The organism is Pelagibacterium mangrovi (genome assembly GCF_036662815.1).
Taxonomy (GTDB): domain Bacteria; phylum Pseudomonadota; class Alphaproteobacteria; order Rhizobiales; family Devosiaceae; genus Pelagibacterium; species Pelagibacterium mangrovi.
The window spans coordinates 280723-297430 of the sequence record NZ_JBAFXA010000001.1 but is presented as its reverse complement, the minus strand read 5'-3'; the positions used below and the strand labels follow the sequence as shown (position 1 = coordinate 297430).

At 64.3% G+C, this 16708-nt stretch carries 21 protein-coding genes; 11 read left to right on the top strand and 10 right to left on the bottom strand.

Features of this window, described 5'->3' with window-relative positions; genetic code table 11:
• The first annotated feature begins 23 nt into the window (after positions 1-23).
• The 3 genes from V4T21_RS01475 (at position 24) to V4T21_RS01465 (ending at position 1149) form a co-directional block, all read left to right on the top strand.
• Entirely contained in the window at positions 24-416 is a 393-nt protein-coding gene (locus V4T21_RS01475) for a GNAT family N-acetyltransferase (protein ID WP_332712020.1), read from the top strand.
• A gap of 8 nt (positions 417-424) precedes the next feature.
• Positions 425-631, top strand: a complete 207-nt coding sequence (locus V4T21_RS01470; RefSeq protein WP_332712017.1) for a SlyX family protein — start codon at positions 425-427, stop codon at positions 629-631.
• Positions 632-726: 95 nt separating this feature from the next.
• Positions 727-1149 (top strand): DoxX family protein, encoded by a 423-nt coding sequence (locus tag V4T21_RS01465; protein WP_332712015.1) that lies wholly within the window; start codon positions 727-729, stop codon positions 1147-1149.
• 69 nt (positions 1150-1218) lie between these two features.
• On the opposite strand, the gene V4T21_RS01460 is transcribed toward V4T21_RS01465, so the two are convergent.
• Positions 1219-1746, bottom strand: a complete 528-nt coding sequence (locus V4T21_RS01460; RefSeq protein ID WP_332712012.1) for a thermonuclease family protein — start codon at positions 1744-1746, stop codon at positions 1219-1221.
• A gap of 137 nt (positions 1747-1883) precedes the next feature.
• On the bottom strand, positions 1884-3368 hold the full coding sequence (locus V4T21_RS01455) for an NAD-dependent succinate-semialdehyde dehydrogenase (protein WP_332712009.1): 1485 nt from the start codon (positions 3366-3368) through the stop codon (positions 1884-1886).
• A 137-nt stretch (positions 3369-3505) separates the two neighbouring features.
• On the opposite strand from V4T21_RS01455, the gene V4T21_RS01450 reads away from it, so the two are divergent.
• Positions 3506-4276, top strand: a complete 771-nt coding sequence (locus tag V4T21_RS01450) for a GntR family transcriptional regulator (protein WP_332712006.1) — start codon at positions 3506-3508, stop codon at positions 4274-4276.
• A 74-nt stretch (positions 4277-4350) separates the two neighbouring features.
• Complete coding sequence (locus tag V4T21_RS01445) at positions 4351-5262, top strand: VOC family protein (RefSeq protein WP_332712004.1); 912 nt, start codon at positions 4351-4353, stop codon at positions 5260-5262.
• Between the two features lie 123 nt (positions 5263-5385).
• On the opposite strand, the gene V4T21_RS01440 is transcribed toward V4T21_RS01445, so the two are convergent.
• Positions 5386-5760, bottom strand: a complete 375-nt coding sequence (locus tag V4T21_RS01440) for a RidA family protein (protein WP_332712691.1) — start codon at positions 5758-5760, stop codon at positions 5386-5388.
• A gap of 127 nt (positions 5761-5887) precedes the next feature.
• On the opposite strand from V4T21_RS01440, the gene V4T21_RS01435 reads away from it, so the two are divergent.
• Positions 5888-6181, top strand: coding sequence for a GNAT family N-acetyltransferase (locus V4T21_RS01435; RefSeq protein ID WP_332712001.1), 294 nt, complete (start codon positions 5888-5890; stop codon positions 6179-6181).
• A gap of 33 nt (positions 6182-6214) precedes the next feature.
• On the opposite strand, the gene V4T21_RS01430 is transcribed toward V4T21_RS01435, so the two are convergent.
• The 3 genes from V4T21_RS01430 to V4T21_RS01420 all read right to left on the bottom strand — a co-directional run bounded on the left by V4T21_RS01430 (position 6215) and on the right by V4T21_RS01420 (position 8681).
• Positions 6215-6811, bottom strand: coding sequence for an alpha/beta hydrolase (locus V4T21_RS01430; protein ID WP_440589603.1), 597 nt, complete (start codon positions 6809-6811; stop codon positions 6215-6217).
• Positions 6812-6965: 154 nt separating this feature from the next.
• Positions 6966-7898 carry a VOC family protein gene (locus V4T21_RS01425; RefSeq protein ID WP_332711996.1) on the bottom strand — a complete coding sequence of 311 codons (933 nt, stop codon included), beginning with the start codon at positions 7896-7898 and terminating at the stop codon, positions 6966-6968.
• A gap of 102 nt (positions 7899-8000) precedes the next feature.
• Entirely contained in the window at positions 8001-8681 is a 681-nt protein-coding gene (locus V4T21_RS01420; RefSeq protein WP_332711993.1) for a helix-turn-helix transcriptional regulator, read from the bottom strand.
• A gap of 114 nt (positions 8682-8795) precedes the next feature.
• On the opposite strand from V4T21_RS01420, the gene V4T21_RS01415 reads away from it, so the two are divergent.
• Positions 8796-9359: a flavin reductase family protein gene (locus V4T21_RS01415; protein WP_332711990.1), complete on the top strand. Its 564-nt coding sequence runs from the start codon at positions 8796-8798 to the stop codon at positions 9357-9359.
• 5 nt (positions 9360-9364) lie between these two features.
• On the opposite strand, the gene V4T21_RS01410 is transcribed toward V4T21_RS01415, so the two are convergent.
• The 3 genes from V4T21_RS01410 to V4T21_RS01400 all read right to left on the bottom strand — a co-directional run bounded on the left by V4T21_RS01410 (position 9365) and on the right by V4T21_RS01400 (position 11745).
• Entirely contained in the window at positions 9365-9715 is a 351-nt protein-coding gene (locus V4T21_RS01410) for a DUF2200 domain-containing protein (RefSeq protein WP_332711987.1), read from the bottom strand.
• 62 nt (positions 9716-9777) lie between these two features.
• The gene (locus tag V4T21_RS01405) at positions 9778-10725 is read right to left on the bottom strand and encodes an SDR family NAD(P)-dependent oxidoreductase (RefSeq protein ID WP_332711985.1); all 948 of its coding nucleotides are present in this window, start codon (positions 10723-10725) and stop codon (positions 9778-9780) included.
• A gap of 93 nt (positions 10726-10818) precedes the next feature.
• Complete coding sequence (locus tag V4T21_RS01400) at positions 10819-11745, bottom strand: LysR family transcriptional regulator (protein ID WP_332711982.1); 927 nt, start codon at positions 11743-11745, stop codon at positions 10819-10821.
• A 122-nt stretch (positions 11746-11867) separates the two neighbouring features.
• On the opposite strand from V4T21_RS01400, the gene V4T21_RS01395 reads away from it, so the two are divergent.
• From V4T21_RS01395 to V4T21_RS01380, 4 genes are all read left to right on the top strand, one after another.
• On the top strand, positions 11868-12704 hold the full coding sequence (locus V4T21_RS01395; protein WP_332711979.1) for an ABC transporter substrate-binding protein: 837 nt from the start codon (positions 11868-11870) through the stop codon (positions 12702-12704).
• A complete protein-coding gene (locus tag V4T21_RS01390) occupies positions 12701-13594 on the top strand; it encodes an amino acid ABC transporter permease (RefSeq protein WP_332711976.1) in 894 nt (297 codons plus the stop codon). The genes V4T21_RS01395 and V4T21_RS01390 overlap by 4 nt, the downstream gene beginning before the upstream one ends.
• Positions 13591-14340: an amino acid ABC transporter ATP-binding protein gene (locus V4T21_RS01385; protein WP_332711974.1), complete on the top strand. Its 750-nt coding sequence runs from the start codon at positions 13591-13593 to the stop codon at positions 14338-14340. The genes V4T21_RS01390 and V4T21_RS01385 overlap by 4 nt, the downstream gene beginning before the upstream one ends.
• Positions 14341-14407: 67 nt before the next feature.
• Positions 14408-15862, top strand: a complete 1455-nt coding sequence (locus V4T21_RS01380; protein WP_332711972.1) for a CehA/McbA family metallohydrolase — start codon at positions 14408-14410, stop codon at positions 15860-15862.
• On the opposite strand, the gene V4T21_RS01375 is transcribed toward V4T21_RS01380, so the two are convergent.
• Complete coding sequence (locus V4T21_RS01375; protein WP_332711969.1) at positions 15852-16706, bottom strand: carbohydrate ABC transporter permease; 855 nt, start codon at positions 16704-16706, stop codon at positions 15852-15854. The two genes, V4T21_RS01380 and V4T21_RS01375, sit on opposite strands and share 11 nt — an antisense overlap.
• Between the last annotated feature and the right edge of the window lie 2 nt (positions 16707-16708).

Here is a 16708-nt window from a genome sequence, read left to right as displayed (position 1 = left end):
GTTTTCGCTCCAAGGATTATCTCATGGATGTCGTCGATATCAGGATCGATCCCTTTCCCAGCCAGCAGGCGTTGTCCGACCTGTGGCGCATCACCTGGGAGATCGACGGGCTCGCCGATTTCCGCGCCGTGCTCAAGCGCAGCCTCACCCATGTGGCCGCCTTCCAGAACGACGAGTTGATCGGCTTCGCCAACATGGCCTGGGATGGGGGCGTGCATGCTTTTCTGGTGGATGTTTGCGTGCACCCGGACTTCCGCGACCACGGGATCGGCCAATCCATGGTCGAAGAGGCACTCAAGGTGGCCCGCCAGCGCGGCATCAGGAAAGTGCATGTGGACTTCGAGCCCCATCTGCGCGACTTCTATCTTTCCTGCGGGTTTGCCCCCACCGATGCAGGCGTTCTGACCATCGATTAAGGCCATATATGTCCGCTGACGAAAGACTGACCACGCTCGAAGAGCGGGTTGCCCATCAGGATCGCATCATCGAGGAGATGAACGCGGTGGTGGCCGAGCAATGGCGCGAGATCGACAGGCTCAAGCGCCAGTTGCAGCTTATCGACGACCAAATGGCCGCCGTCGAGCAGATGGCGCGCACCGGCAAGATCGAGCCGCCGCCGCCCCATTATTGAAAAAACGCGTGCGCGTGTCGGAAAGTCGAGCGATCATTCGTCCTCGCGATATCAGCGATGCTCAACGCATCGCTCATCCAACCGAGGGGACTTCAATGCAAACGACTTCCCAATCGACGACTTCGCTGGCGGCAACCCTGTCTCAACATGCGCCCAAGGCCCTGGCCGTGCTGCGCATCGTTACCGGGGTGCTGTTTATCCAGACCGGTACGCAAAAGCTGTTCGGCTTTCCCACAGCCCCCATGGAAATGCCCCCGCTCGATCCGCTGGTGACGACTGCGGGCCTTCTCGAACTGGTGGGCGGCCTGCTGATCGTGCTGGGGCTTTTCACCCGCCCCACCGCCTTCATCCTGTGCGGTTTCATGGCCGTCGCCTATTTCATGGGGCACGCGCCGATGGGCTTTTTCCCGGCCACCAATCTGGGCGGTTTCGCCATTCTCTACTGCTTCGTGTTCCTCTATCTGGTCTTCGCCGGTCCGGGGGACTGGAGCGTGGACGGCATGCGCGGGCGCAGATAGGACGCCGCTCTAGGTCTTTGTTTCGTCGCGCTTCCAGCAAAAGTGGCATCCACTTTTGCTGGAAGCACTCTAGCCGCACCAGCTCCGGCGCGCGCCGTCCCAGGGGCGCGCCAGGCCTTCGGCGACCAACACCATGCCCAGCGACTGCCCGTCCCGGCTGAGGACGCGCAGCTTGCGGCCATACTGATCCGCGTCGCGATTGCCCCAAGGGGCGAGCGTGAAGGCCCCGCCATTGACGAGGTCGAGCATGCGCCGCGTGGCGCGGTCGCCCAGCGCCTTTTCTTCCTGGCACGCGTAATCGCGCACCTCGGGCGTATCGATATCGGCGACGCGGACCGATTGGCCCGCGATGCGGATGGTATCCCCATCAATGACGCAGGTGCCGCCCGCACCCGTGCAGAGCGCGAAGCGCGCGGAAATTGTTTCGCCGGGCGTCGCCGTTGCAGGGGAGCGTTCGAGCGCCGGGACGGGCACATAACCCTTGTCGATGGCCACCCAGCCCAGCGCGACGACGGCGACGAAAGCCAGCATCGGTTCGACGACCATGGCGCGCCGGCGCCTTGGCTTCGCGCGCAGCTTACCGAAAACCGTCCGCATCGAATCGTCTCCCTGTGGTCTGGCGCGACGATAGGGAGACGAAGGCTAACGGGAGGTAACCGGGAGCGGTGGGGCAAGTGCGCTGCATGGGTCCTCCGGCCGCGCCCGAGGACGACGAATTGAAGGATGCGCGCCCGCTACACCTCGTCCACCGCCAGGCAGAGATATTTGATATCGAGATAATCCTCGATGCCGTATTTGGACCCCTCGCGCCCGAAACCCGATTGCTTGACGCCGCCGAAGGGGGCGACTTCGGTGGAGATGAGGCCGGTGTTGATGCCCACGATGCCATATTGCAGCGCCTCGGCGACGCGGGTGACCCTGGAGATGTCCCTGGCGAAGAAATAGGCGGCCAGACCGAATTCGGTGGCGTTGGCGAGCTCGATCACCTCCTGGGCGGTTTCGAATTTGAACACCGGGGCCACAGGCCCGAAGATTTCCTCCCGCGCCAGCCGCATGGTTCTGGTGGCGCCGGTCAGCAGGGTCGGCGGATAGAACGTCATCTCGCCGGTGGGCGCCCCGCCCATTTCGATCGAAGCGCCCTGCTCGCGCGCGTCGGCCAGCAGATCCTCGACCTTGTCGACGGCCTTGCCGGTGATGAGCGGGCCGATATCGATCCCCTCCTCCATGCCGTTGCCGACCTTCAGTTGAGCCATTTTTTCCTTGAGGTGCGCAACGAACGCATCGTGGATGCCGGCCTGGACATAGACGCGGTTGGCGCAGACGCAGGTTTGCCCCGCATTGCGGAATTTGGACGCGATGGCGCCATCGACAGCCGCTTCGAGATCGGCATCGTCGAAGACGATGAAGGGCGCATTGCCTCCCAGTTCCATGCTCATGCGCTTGATGCCATCGGCGCATTGGCGCATGAGCACGCGGCCCACATTTGTCGAACCGGTGAAGCTGATCTTGCGCACCTTGGGGTTGGCGCACAATTCCTCCCCGATCGCCGCCGCGTCGGTACCCGGCACGACGTTGAAGACGCCGGGAGGAAAGCCCGCCCATTCCATCAGCCGCGCGATTGCGAGCGCCGAGAGCGGGGTTTCCGAAGCGGGTTTGGCGACCACGGTGCAGCCCGCAGCGAGCGCCGGGGCCAGCTTTCGGGCCAGCATGGCGTTGGGGAAATTCCAAGGCGTGATGACCCCCACAACGCCCACGGGCTGTTTGATCACCGTGATCCGCGTGTTGGCGGTGTGGCCGGGAATGGTGTCGCCATAGACGCGGCGCGCTTCCTCGGCGAACCATTCGATGAAACTGGCGCCATAAAGGATTTCCCCGCGTGCCTCCTTGAAGGGCTTGCCCATTTCGAGGGTGAGGATGGTGGCCAGATCGTCGGCGTTTTCGACCATCAGGCGATTGAGCTTTTTCAAGAGATCGGCGCGCTCTTTGGCCGAAAGCGCCGCCCAACCCGGCTGCGCGGCGTGGGCGGCATCGATCGCCTCGCGCGTGGCGTGGGTGGCGAGATCGGGGATTTGCGCCAGTACCTCGCCGGTGGCGGGGTTGGAGACCCGAAACACCTTGCCGCGCGAGGAAACGGAGCTCCATTTGCCGTTTATGAAGCCGCCGGCGACGGCAAGGCGGGGCTCGGCGAGCTTGTCGGTGAGAACGGGTGTGAGGGTCATGGCATGCCTCCTTTTTTGTCGTTGCATGGATTGAACGCGCAAAGGCGCCGGAAGGCAACATGGGCCGTTTCGCCGTGCCCCTTTGCCGCCGCATCCAATGTTGGTATAATCATACAAATAGACAGACGACGGACCGGATGGATACTGCCCAAACGAGCTATTCCTTTCTCGCCCCGGCAACCGAACTGGCGCGTGGCTCCATGGCCGCCCAAGTGGCCACGCAATTGCGCCAGGCGATCATCGCGCTGAAATTGCCGCCCGGCACCATGCTCGACAAGGCCCAGATCTGCGCGCGCCTCGGCGTCTCGCGCTCCCCGGTCGCCGAGGCGTTCGCGCGATTGGAGGCCGAGGGCCTTCTCGAAATCCTCCCCCAGCGCGGCACCGTGGTTTCGTTCCTCTCCTTTGCGGAAGTCCGCGAATACATCTTCATCCGCAAGGCGCTCGAGGGCGAGGCGGTCCGCGTGCTGGCGGCGCGCCGGCCCGGCGAGACCATCGAGGCGCTGCACGCCAATATCGCCGCCCAAAGGGCCGTGGCCGAGGATCGCGACGCCTTCCACGCGCTCGATCTGCAATTTCACGAACTGCTTCTGGTCCCCCTCGATTACAAGCGCATGAAGGCCATGGTCGACACCGCCCGCAACAATCTCGACAGGACGCGGCAGATGACCAACACCATGCGGCGCATCGCGCTGGGGATCGAGGAGCACGCCGAGATCGTCGACCTTGTCGCCGCCGGCAAGCCCGATCCCGCCGCCCGCGCCATGCGCCGGCATCTCGACGGCATGATCAGCGAGCTCGAAGCGCTGGCCGCCCAGCGGCCCGAGCTGTTCGTGCGACCCGCGCCGCGCCGCTCTTCCCTGCCCGTCATTCGCCATTTGGCAACAATCCGTCGCCTTCCGTCCACTTAATCACAACGCCGGCAGGGACTATCTTGGAGGCAATGAAAAATTGCCTGGCCGATGACGGCCGCCGGAGATCTGCCATGTCTGACGTTCAATCCACTGTTGCCACCCCCTTGCTGGTTCCCACCACGACCCGGCTGGGCGCCATCCATATCGCGGTGACCGATGCCGAGCGCGCGCTGGCCATCTGGCGCGACGTTGTGGGCCTGACGCTGATCGCGCGCCATGACGACCGGCTGGAGCTGGGCGCGGGCGGCAAGGTGCTCGTCGTGCTCCACACCGGGGCGACCGGCCCGGTGACGCCCCATACCATCGGGCTCTATCACGTGGCCATCCATGTGCCGACCCGGCGCGATTTCGCCCGGACGCTCAACCGCGCGATCGCCGCGCGGGTGCGGGTTTCTCCCACCGACCACCTGGTTTCCGAAGCGCTCTATTTCTGGGATTTCGACGGCAATGGCATCGAAATCACCTTCGAGACGCCGTGGCGCGGGCGGTTCGTGGAAAATGACGAGCTTATGGCCATGACGGCGGACGGGCGGCCCCATTCGGGGCGCGAACCCATCGACGTGCCGGGGCTCATGACTGAACTCGATGGCGACGAGACACCGTTCGGCCCGATGCCCGAGGGCACGCGGATCGGGCATGTGCACGTGCATGTGGACGATCTGGACACCGCCATGGGGTTCTATCGCGACCAACTCGGCTTTGCCGGACAATTGCTGTCGCGCCGGTACGGCATGGGCGACGTCAATCTCGACTACGCGCCGCACATCCTGGCCTTCAACATCTGGGCCGGACGCAATCCGTCCATGCCCCCGCTCGGGGCGGCGGGGTTGCGCTGGTTTACCATCGTCGTGCCCGACGAGGGGACGCTCGGTGAGGTGCGGGGGAGGATGGAGGGTGCTGGTTCGCCGGTGGAGACGATCGAAGGCGGGATCGAAACGCGTGATCCGGCAGGGAACAGGGTGAGGATCGTCATAGGCGATTGAGCGCGCCGAGCCGCTGCGCACCCCTCACCCCGGCCCCTCTCCCTCAAGGGGAGAGGGGGGCTCTGGTTGCAGCGCCTAAGGTTTGACGAGACGCTGCCAGAGCGCTGAGCTTGCGGTTACCTCCTAAGGCCGCCGGGCGATCAGATCGATTTCAACCCTCGCCCCTACAGCCAGGCCCGTCACCCCGATGGTGGTGCGGGCCGGCAGTTTGCCCGGTTCGAAATAGGACTGGTAGATGGCGTTCATCGCCGCGTAATCGCCTTCGAAATCGGTGAGATAGATGCGCGCCATGGTGACGTTTTCCAGCGTCAGCCCGATGCCGCCCAGAACGATCCCCAGATTGTCCATCACCCGCCGCGTCTGCGCCTCGATCCCCTCGGGAAGCGGAGCGTCGGGAGCGTCGGGGTCGGTGGGCATCTGGCCGGTAACGAACACCCAGCCATCGGCCTCGACGGCATGGGAAAAGGGGGCCACCGGGCGGGGGCCGCTTTCGATCATGTGGTGGAGGGGAAGGCTCATCTCGGCTCCTTGATTGTGCGCCAGAGAGTGCTGGGATGCGCGCACTTCGTCAACCACAAGCGGGGGTTCGGCGTTAAGGTGGGCAAAACGACGAAAGGAAGCGACCATGGACACCCAACTCGACATCCACCACAGCCTGAGCGGTGACCGTGGACGCTATTGGGCCGATCTGGCCCCCGGCGAGCAGGCCGAAATGACCTATCGGCGACGCCCGGACGGCTCGATCGTCATCGACCATACGGGCGTGCCGCGCGCCTTCGAGGGCCGCGGCATCGCGTTGCAACTGGTCAAACGCGCCATCGAGGATGCGCGCAAGGGCGGGTTCAGGATCGTTCCCCAATGCCCCTATGTGGCGGTGCAGTTCCGCCGCCATCCCGATTGGGCCGACCTTCTGGCCTAAGTTTTTCTTTGGCGTGCTTGCTGGAAACGCTAGCTAGCCCCAAGATTTAAGGAAGGCGGCGACGGCCATCAATTCGTTCTGGGGCACGTCGTGGCCGCCCTCATGCCAGGCGATCTCGGTCTCGGTGCCCTGGGCCACGAACCAATCGGCCAGCGCCTGGGTGAGCTGGGCGGGGGCGATGGGATCTCGCTGGCCGGCGGTGATGAGCACCTTGCGGCCGGCGAGCTCTGCGACCGGCTCGGGGGTCCACGGGATCAGCGGGTGCATGAGCACGGCGGCGTCGACGATTTCGGGATGGGAGATCATGACCGACGCCAGGATATTGGCGCCGTTGGAATAGCCCAATCCGATCATCGGGCCGTCGGCGGCAAGGCCCTTGAGGAATTCGGCCATGGCGTCGGTGCGCGTCTTGAGGTCGTCCATGTCATAGACGCCCTCGCCGGTGCGATGGAAATAGCGCAGCGCCCCGCCTTCGGAAACATCGCCGCGCGGGGCAACAAGCCGGGCGTTGGGCAAGAGCTGGCGGCCGAGGGCGAAGAACTGGTTTTCGTCGGCGCCGGTGCCGTGGAAGAGCACCAGCGTGGGGGCGCCGGGGGTTTTGGGGTCGTGGGTTTTGGTGATGTAGGCCATGTTCATATTTCCTTGCTTGGTGGCCGGGCAGGCGCTGCGCACCCCTCATCCGACCTTTCGCTTTTCAAGCGAGAGCCCCCCTTCTCCCTCAAGGGGAGAAGGGGAGTCGAGGGCGTGGGAGCTTCAGTGCCAGCCAAAAGCCTGCGGTTTTCACTCAATCCCTGATCTCGGGCAGATGCGTTTCGAGATAGGCGCGCAGGTGCTCGTGCTGGGTGGGGAGCTTGAGCGCCTCGCCCAGATGAGCGGTGTCCTCGTCCCGGTCGAAGCCGGGTTCGTTGGTCGCGATCTCGAACAGCACGCCGCCGGGGGTGCGGAAGTAGATGGCGTAGAAATAATCGCGGTCGATGACCGGCGTGACCTGATATCCGGTATCGAGCAACGCCTGACGCGCCGCGATCTGCGCGTCGCGGTTGTCGACGGCAAAGGCGATATGGTGCACCGACCCCGCCCCCAGATCGCCGCGCGGCATGTTGGGGAGCGTCTGGAGGTCGATGACGTCGGCCCCATTGCCGTCGGGGATCTCGAAGCGCTTGATGCCCTTGGACGTGTCGGCGTGCTCATAGCCCATGAATTTCAAGAGCTCTTCGGTCGGCCCGCAATCGCGCAGGCGCAGCGTCGCGCCGGCAAAGCCGCGAATGGCCTCGTCGCCATGAACGGTTCCGCCCGTCCAGGGGGCGCGGGGGTCGGCCTTGGCTTCGACAAGGGCGAAATGATCGCCGTCGACGGCGGTAAAACGCAGGCGCTTTTCGCCGAAGCTCTCTTCGGCGGCAACGCCGGCGACGCCCTTTTGCGCGAAGCGCTCCTTCCAGAAATCGAGGCTGCCCTCGGGAACGGAAAAGACCGTTTCGCCCACTTCACCGGTGCCGGGACGGCCGCGGATGATGTTCGGGAAGGGGAAATAGGTCATCACCGATCCCGGCGTGCCCATTTCATCGCCGTAATAGAGGTGATAGACGGACGGCTCGTCGAAATTGACGGTTTTCTTGACCCGGCGCAGGCCGAGCGTATCGGTGAAGAAACGGTTGTTGGCATCGGCATCGCGCGACATCGAGGTCATGTGATGCAGGCCCTTGATCTGGTCGAGCATGGTGAAATCTCCAATCGGTGCTGGAGACCAATATAGCCCTTGGAAAGCGCCGGATAATCCGGCCTATGGTTCATTGATTATTCGATAATCGCGAACGATCGATCAGCGTGGGGTCACCCGATAGGCACAGCGGCGGGCACCCAGGACGATATGGTCGGTGCGCTCGACCTCGGTATCGGGGCCGAGCACGTCGCGGAACACGGCAAGCTCGGCGCGGCAGAAATTCTGGCACGCCGTGGCCGCCGCGCAGATGGGGCAATGATTTTCATAGAGCACATAGCCCCCTGCCCCATCGGCTTCCCAGGACGCCATATAGCCCTCGGCCGAACGCAGATCGGCCAGACGGGCCACCCGCTCGCCGAGCGTTTGCGCATCGGCCATTCCATTGCGATAGAGCGAACGCGTGCGCTCCTCGCGGGCGTCGATGACGCGCGAGAGCGCATCGGGGCCGAAGGTGTCGCCAACGATCCCCAAAAGCTCGACGGTGAGCGCGGCATGGGTATCGGGAAACCGCGTCTGGCCCTGCGCCGTCAGCCGCCAGAACTGGGAGGGACGCCCCACCCCGCGCGACTGGCTCCAGCTTTCGACGAGCCCATCCTCGGCCAGCCGCACCAATTGCTGGCGCGCCGCCTCGCCCGAGGTGCCCAAAGCACGGCCCAGCTCGGCAGCGGTCTTTTCCCCGTGCATCTTGAGATGGAACAGGATGCGCTCGCCCGCGTTGCGCGGGCTCCAGCTTTGCGCGACTTGAGCGTCGGCCTCGATGACAGGTTTGCTGCTTGACATGGCTCCGGAGCGGCATTTAGAAAGCACTTACTTGGAAAATACAGAGGACGGAGCGCAAGATCAAGTCCTGCCGCTTCCATCCCTCCCTTTTTTGGCGCGTGAGCGCCGGTGAGAATGACGAAACAGAGCAAGATCATGCCAGCCCACCCGGCTCCCACCATCGCGCTGGCCTGCGGCAACCACCCCGCTGCCCGCGATGCGGTGCCGGCCTCCCAGTTCACCGGAGCGATGAGCACGCTGGCCGCCTCGGTGACCGTCGTCGCGGCGGGTCATGGCACGGAGCGTCACGGGCGCACGGTGACGGCGATGCTCTCGCTCAGCGCCGAGCCGCCCTCGATACTGGTCTCGATCACCAAGGATACCGATCTGGGCCGGACCATCGAGGCCTCGGGCGGATTTTCGCTTTCAATGCTGGCGGAAGATCAGAAAGCGGTGGCCGATTCCTTCGCCGGCTGGGGCCCCGCCGACCGCTTCGCCGATGCCGACTGGAGCCAATGGGCATCGGGCCACCCCCGGCTGGACGCGGCCGTCGCCAGCTTTGATTGCGTTTTGGGCGGCGCCATCGAGATGGACACCCATGTGCTCTATGCGGGGATCGTGATGCACACCGCGTCCTTCCCCGACCGCGCGCCGCTGCTCTGGCACAGGCGCGGTTATGGGGCGCTCGACAAGGGCTGAGCGGCTCAGGCCCGCAAGATCTTTTCCATCGCCTTGCCCTTGGCCAATTCGTCGATGAGCTTGTCGAGATAGCGCAATTCGCGCATCAGCGGCTCCTCGATATTTTCCACCCGGATGCCGCACACCACGCCCGTGATCAGCGACCGCGCGGGGTTGAGCCGGGGCGCCCGGGCGAAGAAATCCTCGAAACTGGTCTTGTTTTCCAGCTCGTCATCAAGCGATTGCTGGGTATGCCCGGTCAGCCAGCGGATGATTTCATCCACCTCCTGCTTGGTACGCCCCTTCTTTTCGGCCTTGGTGATGTAGTGAGGATAAACGCTGGCGACGCTGATCTTGTAGACGCGATGACCGGTCATGCCTGTTTCTCCCAAATGTCGGCGCCCCCTTATACCCCCAACGGCGGTCCGACACACCAGGGCTAAAGCGCGGCGGTCATGCCGCCATCGACGAAGAACAGCGATCCATTGAGATAGGTCATTTCCGGCGAAGCCATCGACAGGATGGCGGCGGCGATTTCCTGCGCCGAGGCCACCCGCTGCATGCCATGCACGTTCGAGCGCGCCCAGACGCCCACCCCGGCATGCCAGACGGGATCGGGGGCATTGATAAAGCCGGCATCGCGGCGGATCATTTCGGTATCGGTGGCGCCTGGGCAGATGGCATTGACCCTTATGCCGCGCCCCACATATTCGAGCGCCGCCGTCTGCACCAATCCGGCAAGCGCGCGCTTGGAGGCATTGTAGGCCCCAAGCCCCGGACGCGCGCCCACGATATTGACCGATGAGGTGACGATGATCTGGCCGCCACGCGCGAGCATGTGCGGGATTTCCGCCTTCATGGCGAGGAAGACGCCGCGCACATTGGTGGCCTGAAGATCGTCCCAGTCGGCGGTCGAAATCTCGTGCAGGGGATTGTTGAAGGTGACCCCGGCGTTGTTGAGCGCGATATCGATGCCGCCATAGGCTGCAACAGTGCCGGCGACGAAGGCGTTGATATCGTCCTCATTGCGAACGTCAGCGCGGATGTAGAGCGCATCGCCGCCCCTTTCGCGGATGCCGGCGGCCACCTCTTCGCCCAATTGCTCGCGCCGGCCGCAAAAGGCAACGCGCGCACCTTCGGCCGCGAATGCCTCGGCGGCGGCACGGCCGATGCCCGAGGTGGCGCCGGTGATCAGCACCACCTGATCGGCGAACCGACGCCGGCCATCGACGACAGGCGGCTCGGGTGGCCGCACCGACGCCGCCAGCGCCATGCCGCTGGCAAGGCCCGCCGCCGCGCCGGCCACGGTGCCGATGGCCGCAGCGCCCAGCATGCGGCGGCGCGAGGGGTTGGCGGGCTTGCCGGCCCTATCGGAATCTTCGCTCATTTCCATCCGTCCATTTGCACGATTGGCCCAGGATGACGTCGCGGAGAGTGCGCGACAATCAGGCACAATCGGCACGGGTCGTGAAGTTTTACTTCACGATGGAATGGTGTTGGCAGCGATGATCGCCGGACGGGAACGCTTCATGTGCTCGACAAAGGCCCGAAGCTTGGGCAGCGTCTGGGCGCGGCTGGGATAATAAAGAAAGATGCCGGGACTTTCCGGCCAGAAGGGTTCGAGCACCGGCACGAGGCGACCTGCCGCGATGTGCGGGGCGACGATGGGCTCGGCGGCATAGGAAAGCCCCAGCCCCCTGAGCGCCAGGGAGACCGCCAGCGCCTCGTCGTTGACGATGACCTGCCCTGCAACCGACATGTCGAACTCGCGTCCGCCTTCGCCAAATTCCCAGCGGTAGAGCGCGCCCGAGGAATGCTGACGGAAACGGATGGCGCGATGACCGGCGAGGTCCTGGGGGTGTTTCGGCGTGCCATGCGCCTTGAGATAGGCGGGGCTGGCGACGACGCAGAACCGGAACGGCGGGGTCAACCGCACGCCGATCATGTCGGCATCGAGCGATTCGGCGAGCCTGATGCCGGCGTCGAACCCGGCATCCACGATATCGACGAAACCGGAATCGGCGACGATCTCGATTTCGACCTCCGGATGGACCGCGCAGAACTCGGCCAGTACCGGCTCGATCACCGGTCCCACGACGGCGCGGGGCACTGTGAGGCGCAGGAGCCCGGCCGGGCGTTCGCCCAGGGACCGCGCCGCCTCCAGGCCCGCGGTGAGGGCGGCCATGGCCGGGGCGGCGTGGGCGAGCAATTTTTCTCCCGCCTCGGTCAACCCCACGCTGCGGGTCGAACGGGCGACCAGCGCCACCCCGACCCGCGCCTCGAGCGCACGGATCGCCTGGCTGACGGCGGATGGCGAAACCCCCAGATCGAGCGCGGCGGCGCGGAAGCTGCGCCGTTCGGCCACCCGCAGGAAGGCGGTGACGCCATCGAGGCCGCGTATGCTCATGTGCTCAATCCTCTTTCAAATGGGAACGAACATTCCCGGCAAGACACTTGCGAGTCCACGCCACGCCGATAATATCGCACGCTTTGATGCTTCCCATCCCTTTGGACGCGAGGAAAATGCACATGTCGGGGACCATGATGACACCCAGCCGCACCGCCCTTTTGGCGGCGCTTATCGTTTCGCTCGCAGCCGGGGCGTCCCACGCCCAGGAGAATACGCCGGACGATCCCAGGCTTTTCGAGGCCGGCAAGCTGACCGTCGCCACATCCGATCCGGTGTTTCCGCCCTGGATGATGGACAATGATCCCTCCAATGGCGAGGGCTTCGAGAGCGCGCTGGTCTATGCGCTGGCCGAGGAAATGGGCTTTGCGCCAGAGGACGTCGTCTGGGTGCGTGAAACCTTCGATCAGGCCATCGCGCCGGGCGCCAAGAATTATGATTTCGGCATCCAGCAGATTTCGGTGACCGAGGAACGCAGCCAGATCGCGACCTTCTCGGACCCCTATTACCTGCCCGAAAAAGCCGTCGTCGCCATGCCCGGTTCGCCGGCTGGCGAAGCGCGCAGCTTTGCCGACCTGCGCGAAGTGCGCTGGGGCGTGATGCTGGGCACGACCGACCTCGACTATGTCGCCGAAATCATCGGCGTCGACGACGCCGCCGTCTATAACGATCAGGTTGGGCTGTTCCAGGCGCTGCAGGGCAACCAGATCGACGCGGTGGCGACCGAACTCGCGACAGCCCTCTACCTCACCGCCGTGCAGGTGCCCGACGCCGAAATCGCCGCCATCCTGCCCCATGACGAGAACGATTATGGCCATGGGCTGATTTTCGAGCAGGGCAATGATCTGGTCGAATGGGTCAACGAGGCGATCGCCACGCTCCAGAGCGAAGGGGTGATCGACGCGCTGGTCGACCAATATCTGATCGCCGACCCCGACCTGCCGGTCATCACTCAATGACCTTGGGCGTATCGCCGCAAGGCACGACGACCGGCGGGGACACCGACGAAAGTCCCCGCCGGCCTCTTCCCCCGGCCAGAAAGAAGCTGAGCGCCACCGAGCGCTATGTGCCGGGCCTGATCTCCATCGCGATGGTGCTCGTGGTGTTCGGCATCGTTGCCGTCACCGTCACCTCGGCCGAGCAATGGCCGCGCATCGCGCGCCAGTTCTTCGATCTCAATGCCATGGCCGCATCGTTTCCCCAGGTGCTGCGCGGCTTCTGGCTCAACATCCAGATCTGGGTGATCTGCCTGGTTTCCATCATGGCCTGGGGGCTGGTGCTGGCCCTGTTCCGTTCGCTGCAAGGCCCCTGGTTCGCTCCGCTGCGGGTGTTCACCGTGGTCTATATCGATATCTTCCGCGGATTGCCGGTGCTGCTTTTGGTGCTGATCTTCGGCTTCGGCATCCCGGCGCTGAACCTGCCCGGCCTGCCCAATTCCGCCCTGTTCTGGGGCGCGACGGCGATGGTGATTTCCTACGCCGCCTATTCGGCGGAAATCTACCGCTCGGGGATCGAGGCGGTTCATGACGGGCAATGGGCGGCCGCCAAGGCGCTGGGGCTCGGCCAGTGGCAGACCATGCGCCACGCCATCCTGCCCCAGGCGGTGCGCAACGTCATTCCCGTGCTGCTCAACCTTGCCGTGGCGCTGCAAAAGGACGTGGCGCTGTTGAGCGTCATCGGCGTGCGCGACGCGGTGCGCGAAGCCCAGATCTATACCGCCCAGACCTTCAACTATTCGTCGCTGATCGCGGCGGCCCTGCTGTTCCTCGTCGCCACCATCCCCATGGCGCGGCTGACCGACTACATCGCCCGCAAGGACCGCCAACGCCGCCTGCAGGGGGTTTTGTGACACAATCGCGTATCTCAATTTCCGGGCTTACCAAATATTACGGTGAGACGCTGGTGCTCGACGACGTGAACCTTTCGGTCGCGCCCCATGAGGTGGTGTGCCTGATCGGGGCGTCGGGGTCGGGCAAGTCGACGCTGCTGCGCTGCATCAACAAGCTCACCGAATTCGACCACGGCACCATAGCGCTCGACGGCGTGTCGGTGGACGATGCCGGCTGGGGGCGGCACGGGCTCTACCGCAAGGTCGGGATCGTCTTTCAGTCCTATAATCTCTTCCCCCATATGAGCGTGATGGAAAACATCACGCTCGCGCCCGTCAAGGTGCATGGAATGGCCAGGAACGAGGCCGTGGCGAGGGGACAGGAATTGCTCGAGGCGTTCGGGCTGGGCCAGTTCGGCAAAGCCTATCCCGAACAGCTTTCGGGCGGGCAGCAGCAGCGCGTCGCGATCGTCAGAGCGCTGGCGACCAAGCCGGAAATCCTATTGCTCGACGAGGTGACCGCCGCGCTGGACCCGGAACTGGTGGGCGACGTGCTGGCCATCATCCGGCGGCTGAAGGGCGAGGGCATGACCATGGTGATCGTCACCCATGAAATGGGGTTCGCGCGCGAGGTGGCCGACCGGGTCTGCTTTCTCGATGGCGGGCGCATCGTCGAGGAAGGCGAGCCCAAATCGCTGTTTTCAGCGCCGCAGAACCCGCGCACGCGGAAATTCCTCGAACGGATCATCGCGGCGGGGCGGCTGTAGAGGGGCCTTCACGGTTCTGACATCGGGATATGGTCAAGCAGGATGGAAATCATCTGTTTGAGTCCCAATGTCTTTTACCGAGCTTGCCCCCGTCCCTCCCCGCGAACCCTCCCTGCGCCTTGCCGAACGGCTGGGCGCCGCCGATAAGGCGATTAATCCCTATTTCCATGTGCCGTTCACAGTGCCGCAGGGGACGACGCGGATCGATCTGGCCTTGCGCTATCCCAAATCGGAAAGCGTGGTGATCGATCTGGGGCTGGGCGATACCGAACTCGGCCCTTTCCCTTCGCCACGCGGCCACCGGGGCTGGAGCGGTGGGGCGCGGAGCGAGATATTTCTGGGCACCGACGCGGCAACGCCCGGCTATGTGCCCGGCCCCATCGCGCCGGGCGTGTGGCAGGTCATTCTCGGGCTTTATCGTGTGCGCGAGACGCCCGTCGATGTGGAAATCGATATCTGGTTTTCAAACGATCCGCGCCCGGTTTACGAGCCCCCCGTGTCCGCCCGGCCGAAGCGGGCCGTGCCCGGCTGGTACAAGGGGGATTTGCAATGCCATACCTTCCATTCCGATGGGCAGGGCTCGCCCGAGCAGTTGCACGCCACAGCGCGCAGGGAAGGGCTCGATTTCCTGGCGGTAACCGAGCACAACACGCTGACCTCGCACCCGGCCTATTTCGCGGGAGCCTCCTCGCAGGACCTGATCTTTATCCCGGCCTATGAATTCACCACCGAATTCGGTCATGCCAATGTTTTTGGCGCCGACCGCGTGTTCGATTTCCGGAGCAATGAAAACCGGGACATCGCGGCGATGGTGGAGGCCATCCGGCAATCGGGGGCGCTGTTTTCGCCCAATCACGACAAGCCCACCATCGCCTTTTCCTATGACGTTGCGGCCATAGACTGCATGGAAGTGTGGCAGGGCCATTGGCTGGCCGGCAATTTCATCTCGCTGGCGCGCTATCAGGAGCGGCTGGTCCGGGGCGAGCGGGTAACGGCGATCGGGGGATCGGATTTCCACCAGCCGCACCTCGAGGCTTCGGGCAATCCGTTCACGCTGGGGCGGCCCTGCACCTTTCTCTGGCTCGACCATTTGTCGGTCGAAGGGGTTCTGGAGGCGATGCGGGCCGGCAGGAGCTTTGTGAGCGAATCCCCAACCGGTCCACGCCTGTCGATCGGGGTGGGCGAGGTGATGATGGGTGGGACCATCCCCGATGCGCCGGCGGAGATCGAAATACCTGCCCAGGGCGCGAGGGGCGACATCGTTACCCTGATCGACGCCACGGGGATCGTCGCTGAAATCCCCATCGCCTCGGACGATTTTGCGGCGTGCGTAACGCTGGTCCCCAAAGGGTTCGTGCGGGCCGAGATCGTCGCTGTCGCCAGCCGGGACAAGATCCTCGGCGATCTGCTCGGTTTTCTCGGGGATCATCGCCCCGGACATTCCCAATGGGACGATACGGCCGGCCATCCCGTCCTGCGGGCGCTGACCAGCCCGATCTATGTGGCGCCCGCTACTCCTTGACCCCACCCAGCGCCAGCCCGGACACCAGATAGCGCTGCATGAAGGGATAGAACAGCAGCAGCGGCACCAGCGCCACGACGATGCCAGCCATCATGGTGTTGGGGGCGATGAAATCATTGGTCGAGGTGACCGAGGCCCCATCCCCGCCCAGCGTGACGGCGCGCAGCGCGATCTGCAGGGTGATCTTGTCGGGGTCGTTGATGAACAGCAGCGGCTCGATGAACAGATTGTATTTCCAAACGATGTTGAACGCGGTGATCGTGACGATGCCGGGCAGCGCCAGCGGCACGTAGAAATCCCAGAACAGCCGGAAATGGCCAGCGCCATCGATCTTGGCCGATTCGATCACCTGACGGGGCACCTGCTCGAAATAGGTCTTCATCAGCAGGATGGAAAACGCCGAGATCAGTTCGGCGACGATCAGGGAAAACAGCGTGTTGAGCAGCCCGAAATCGCGAAAGACGATAAACAGCGGCACCATGATGGTCTGGGTGGGGATGGTGAGGGTGACCAGAATGATGCCGCCGATCCATTGCCGGCCGGGCAAATCCTCCTGCGCCAGCGCATAGCCGGCAAGGCTCGCGAGCAGCACATGGACAATGGTGCCCACCACCGTGACATAGAGCGTGTTCATGAACGGCAGCCAGAAATTCAGGCGCCGGAACAGGGTTTCGTAACCCGCAAAGCTGATCGGGTCGGGCCAGAAGACGATACCGGGGGAAAGGCTGTCGGCGGCGGAGGAGAACGAGGTGGCCAGGACATTGAGCAGCGGCACGATCATGGTGGCCGCAAGCAGGCCCAGAAACAGCCAGGCAAAGATCGCCACGCCTTTGGATCGGATCATAT

Excerpts from the sequence above, each read along its gene's own strand:
- V4T21_RS01465 (WP_332712015.1), top strand. The coding sequence starts at position 727 with ATGCAAACGACTTCCCAATCGACGACTTCGCTGGCGGCAACCCTGTCT.
- V4T21_RS01420 (WP_332711993.1), bottom strand. The coding sequence starts at position 8,681 with ATGTCAAGCAGCAAACCTGTCATCGAGGCCGACGCTCAAGTCGCGCAA.
- V4T21_RS01430 (WP_440589603.1), bottom strand. The coding sequence starts at position 6,811 with ATGGCCTACATCACCAAAACCCACGACCCCAAAACCCCCGGCGCCCCC.
- V4T21_RS01415 (WP_332711990.1), top strand. The coding sequence starts at position 8,796 with ATGACGAAACAGAGCAAGATCATGCCAGCCCACCCGGCTCCCACCATC.
- V4T21_RS01375 (WP_332711969.1), bottom strand. The coding sequence starts at position 16,706 with ATGATCCGATCCAAAGGCGTGGCGATCTTTGCCTGGCTGTTTCTGGGC.
- V4T21_RS01400 (WP_332711982.1), bottom strand. The coding sequence starts at position 11,745 with ATGAGCATACGCGGCCTCGATGGCGTCACCGCCTTCCTGCGGGTGGCC.
- V4T21_RS01435 (WP_332712001.1), top strand. The coding sequence starts at position 5,888 with ATGGACACCCAACTCGACATCCACCACAGCCTGAGCGGTGACCGTGGA.
- V4T21_RS01440 (WP_332712691.1), bottom strand. The coding sequence starts at position 5,760 with ATGATCGAAAGCGGCCCCCGCCCGGTGGCCCCCTTTTCCCATGCCGTC.
- V4T21_RS01425 (WP_332711996.1), bottom strand. The coding sequence starts at position 7,898 with ATGCTCGACCAGATCAAGGGCCTGCATCACATGACCTCGATGTCGCGC.
- V4T21_RS01395 (WP_332711979.1), top strand. The coding sequence starts at position 11,868 with ATGTCGGGGACCATGATGACACCCAGCCGCACCGCCCTTTTGGCGGCG.
- V4T21_RS01405 (WP_332711985.1), bottom strand. The coding sequence starts at position 10,725 with ATGAGCGAAGATTCCGATAGGGCCGGCAAGCCCGCCAACCCCTCGCGC.
- V4T21_RS01475 (WP_332712020.1), top strand. The coding sequence starts at position 24 with ATGGATGTCGTCGATATCAGGATCGATCCCTTTCCCAGCCAGCAGGCG.
- V4T21_RS01390 (WP_332711976.1), top strand. The coding sequence starts at position 12,701 with ATGACCTTGGGCGTATCGCCGCAAGGCACGACGACCGGCGGGGACACC.
- V4T21_RS01445 (WP_332712004.1), top strand. The coding sequence starts at position 4,351 with ATGTCTGACGTTCAATCCACTGTTGCCACCCCCTTGCTGGTTCCCACC.
- V4T21_RS01455 (WP_332712009.1), bottom strand. The coding sequence starts at position 3,368 with ATGACCCTCACACCCGTTCTCACCGACAAGCTCGCCGAGCCCCGCCTT.
- V4T21_RS01380 (WP_332711972.1), top strand. The coding sequence starts at position 14,408 with ATGTCTTTTACCGAGCTTGCCCCCGTCCCTCCCCGCGAACCCTCCCTG.
- V4T21_RS01410 (WP_332711987.1), bottom strand. The coding sequence starts at position 9,715 with ATGACCGGTCATCGCGTCTACAAGATCAGCGTCGCCAGCGTTTATCCT.
- V4T21_RS01460 (WP_332712012.1), bottom strand. The coding sequence starts at position 1,746 with ATGCGGACGGTTTTCGGTAAGCTGCGCGCGAAGCCAAGGCGCCGGCGC.
- V4T21_RS01450 (WP_332712006.1), top strand. The coding sequence starts at position 3,506 with ATGGATACTGCCCAAACGAGCTATTCCTTTCTCGCCCCGGCAACCGAA.
- V4T21_RS01470 (WP_332712017.1), top strand. The coding sequence starts at position 425 with ATGTCCGCTGACGAAAGACTGACCACGCTCGAAGAGCGGGTTGCCCAT.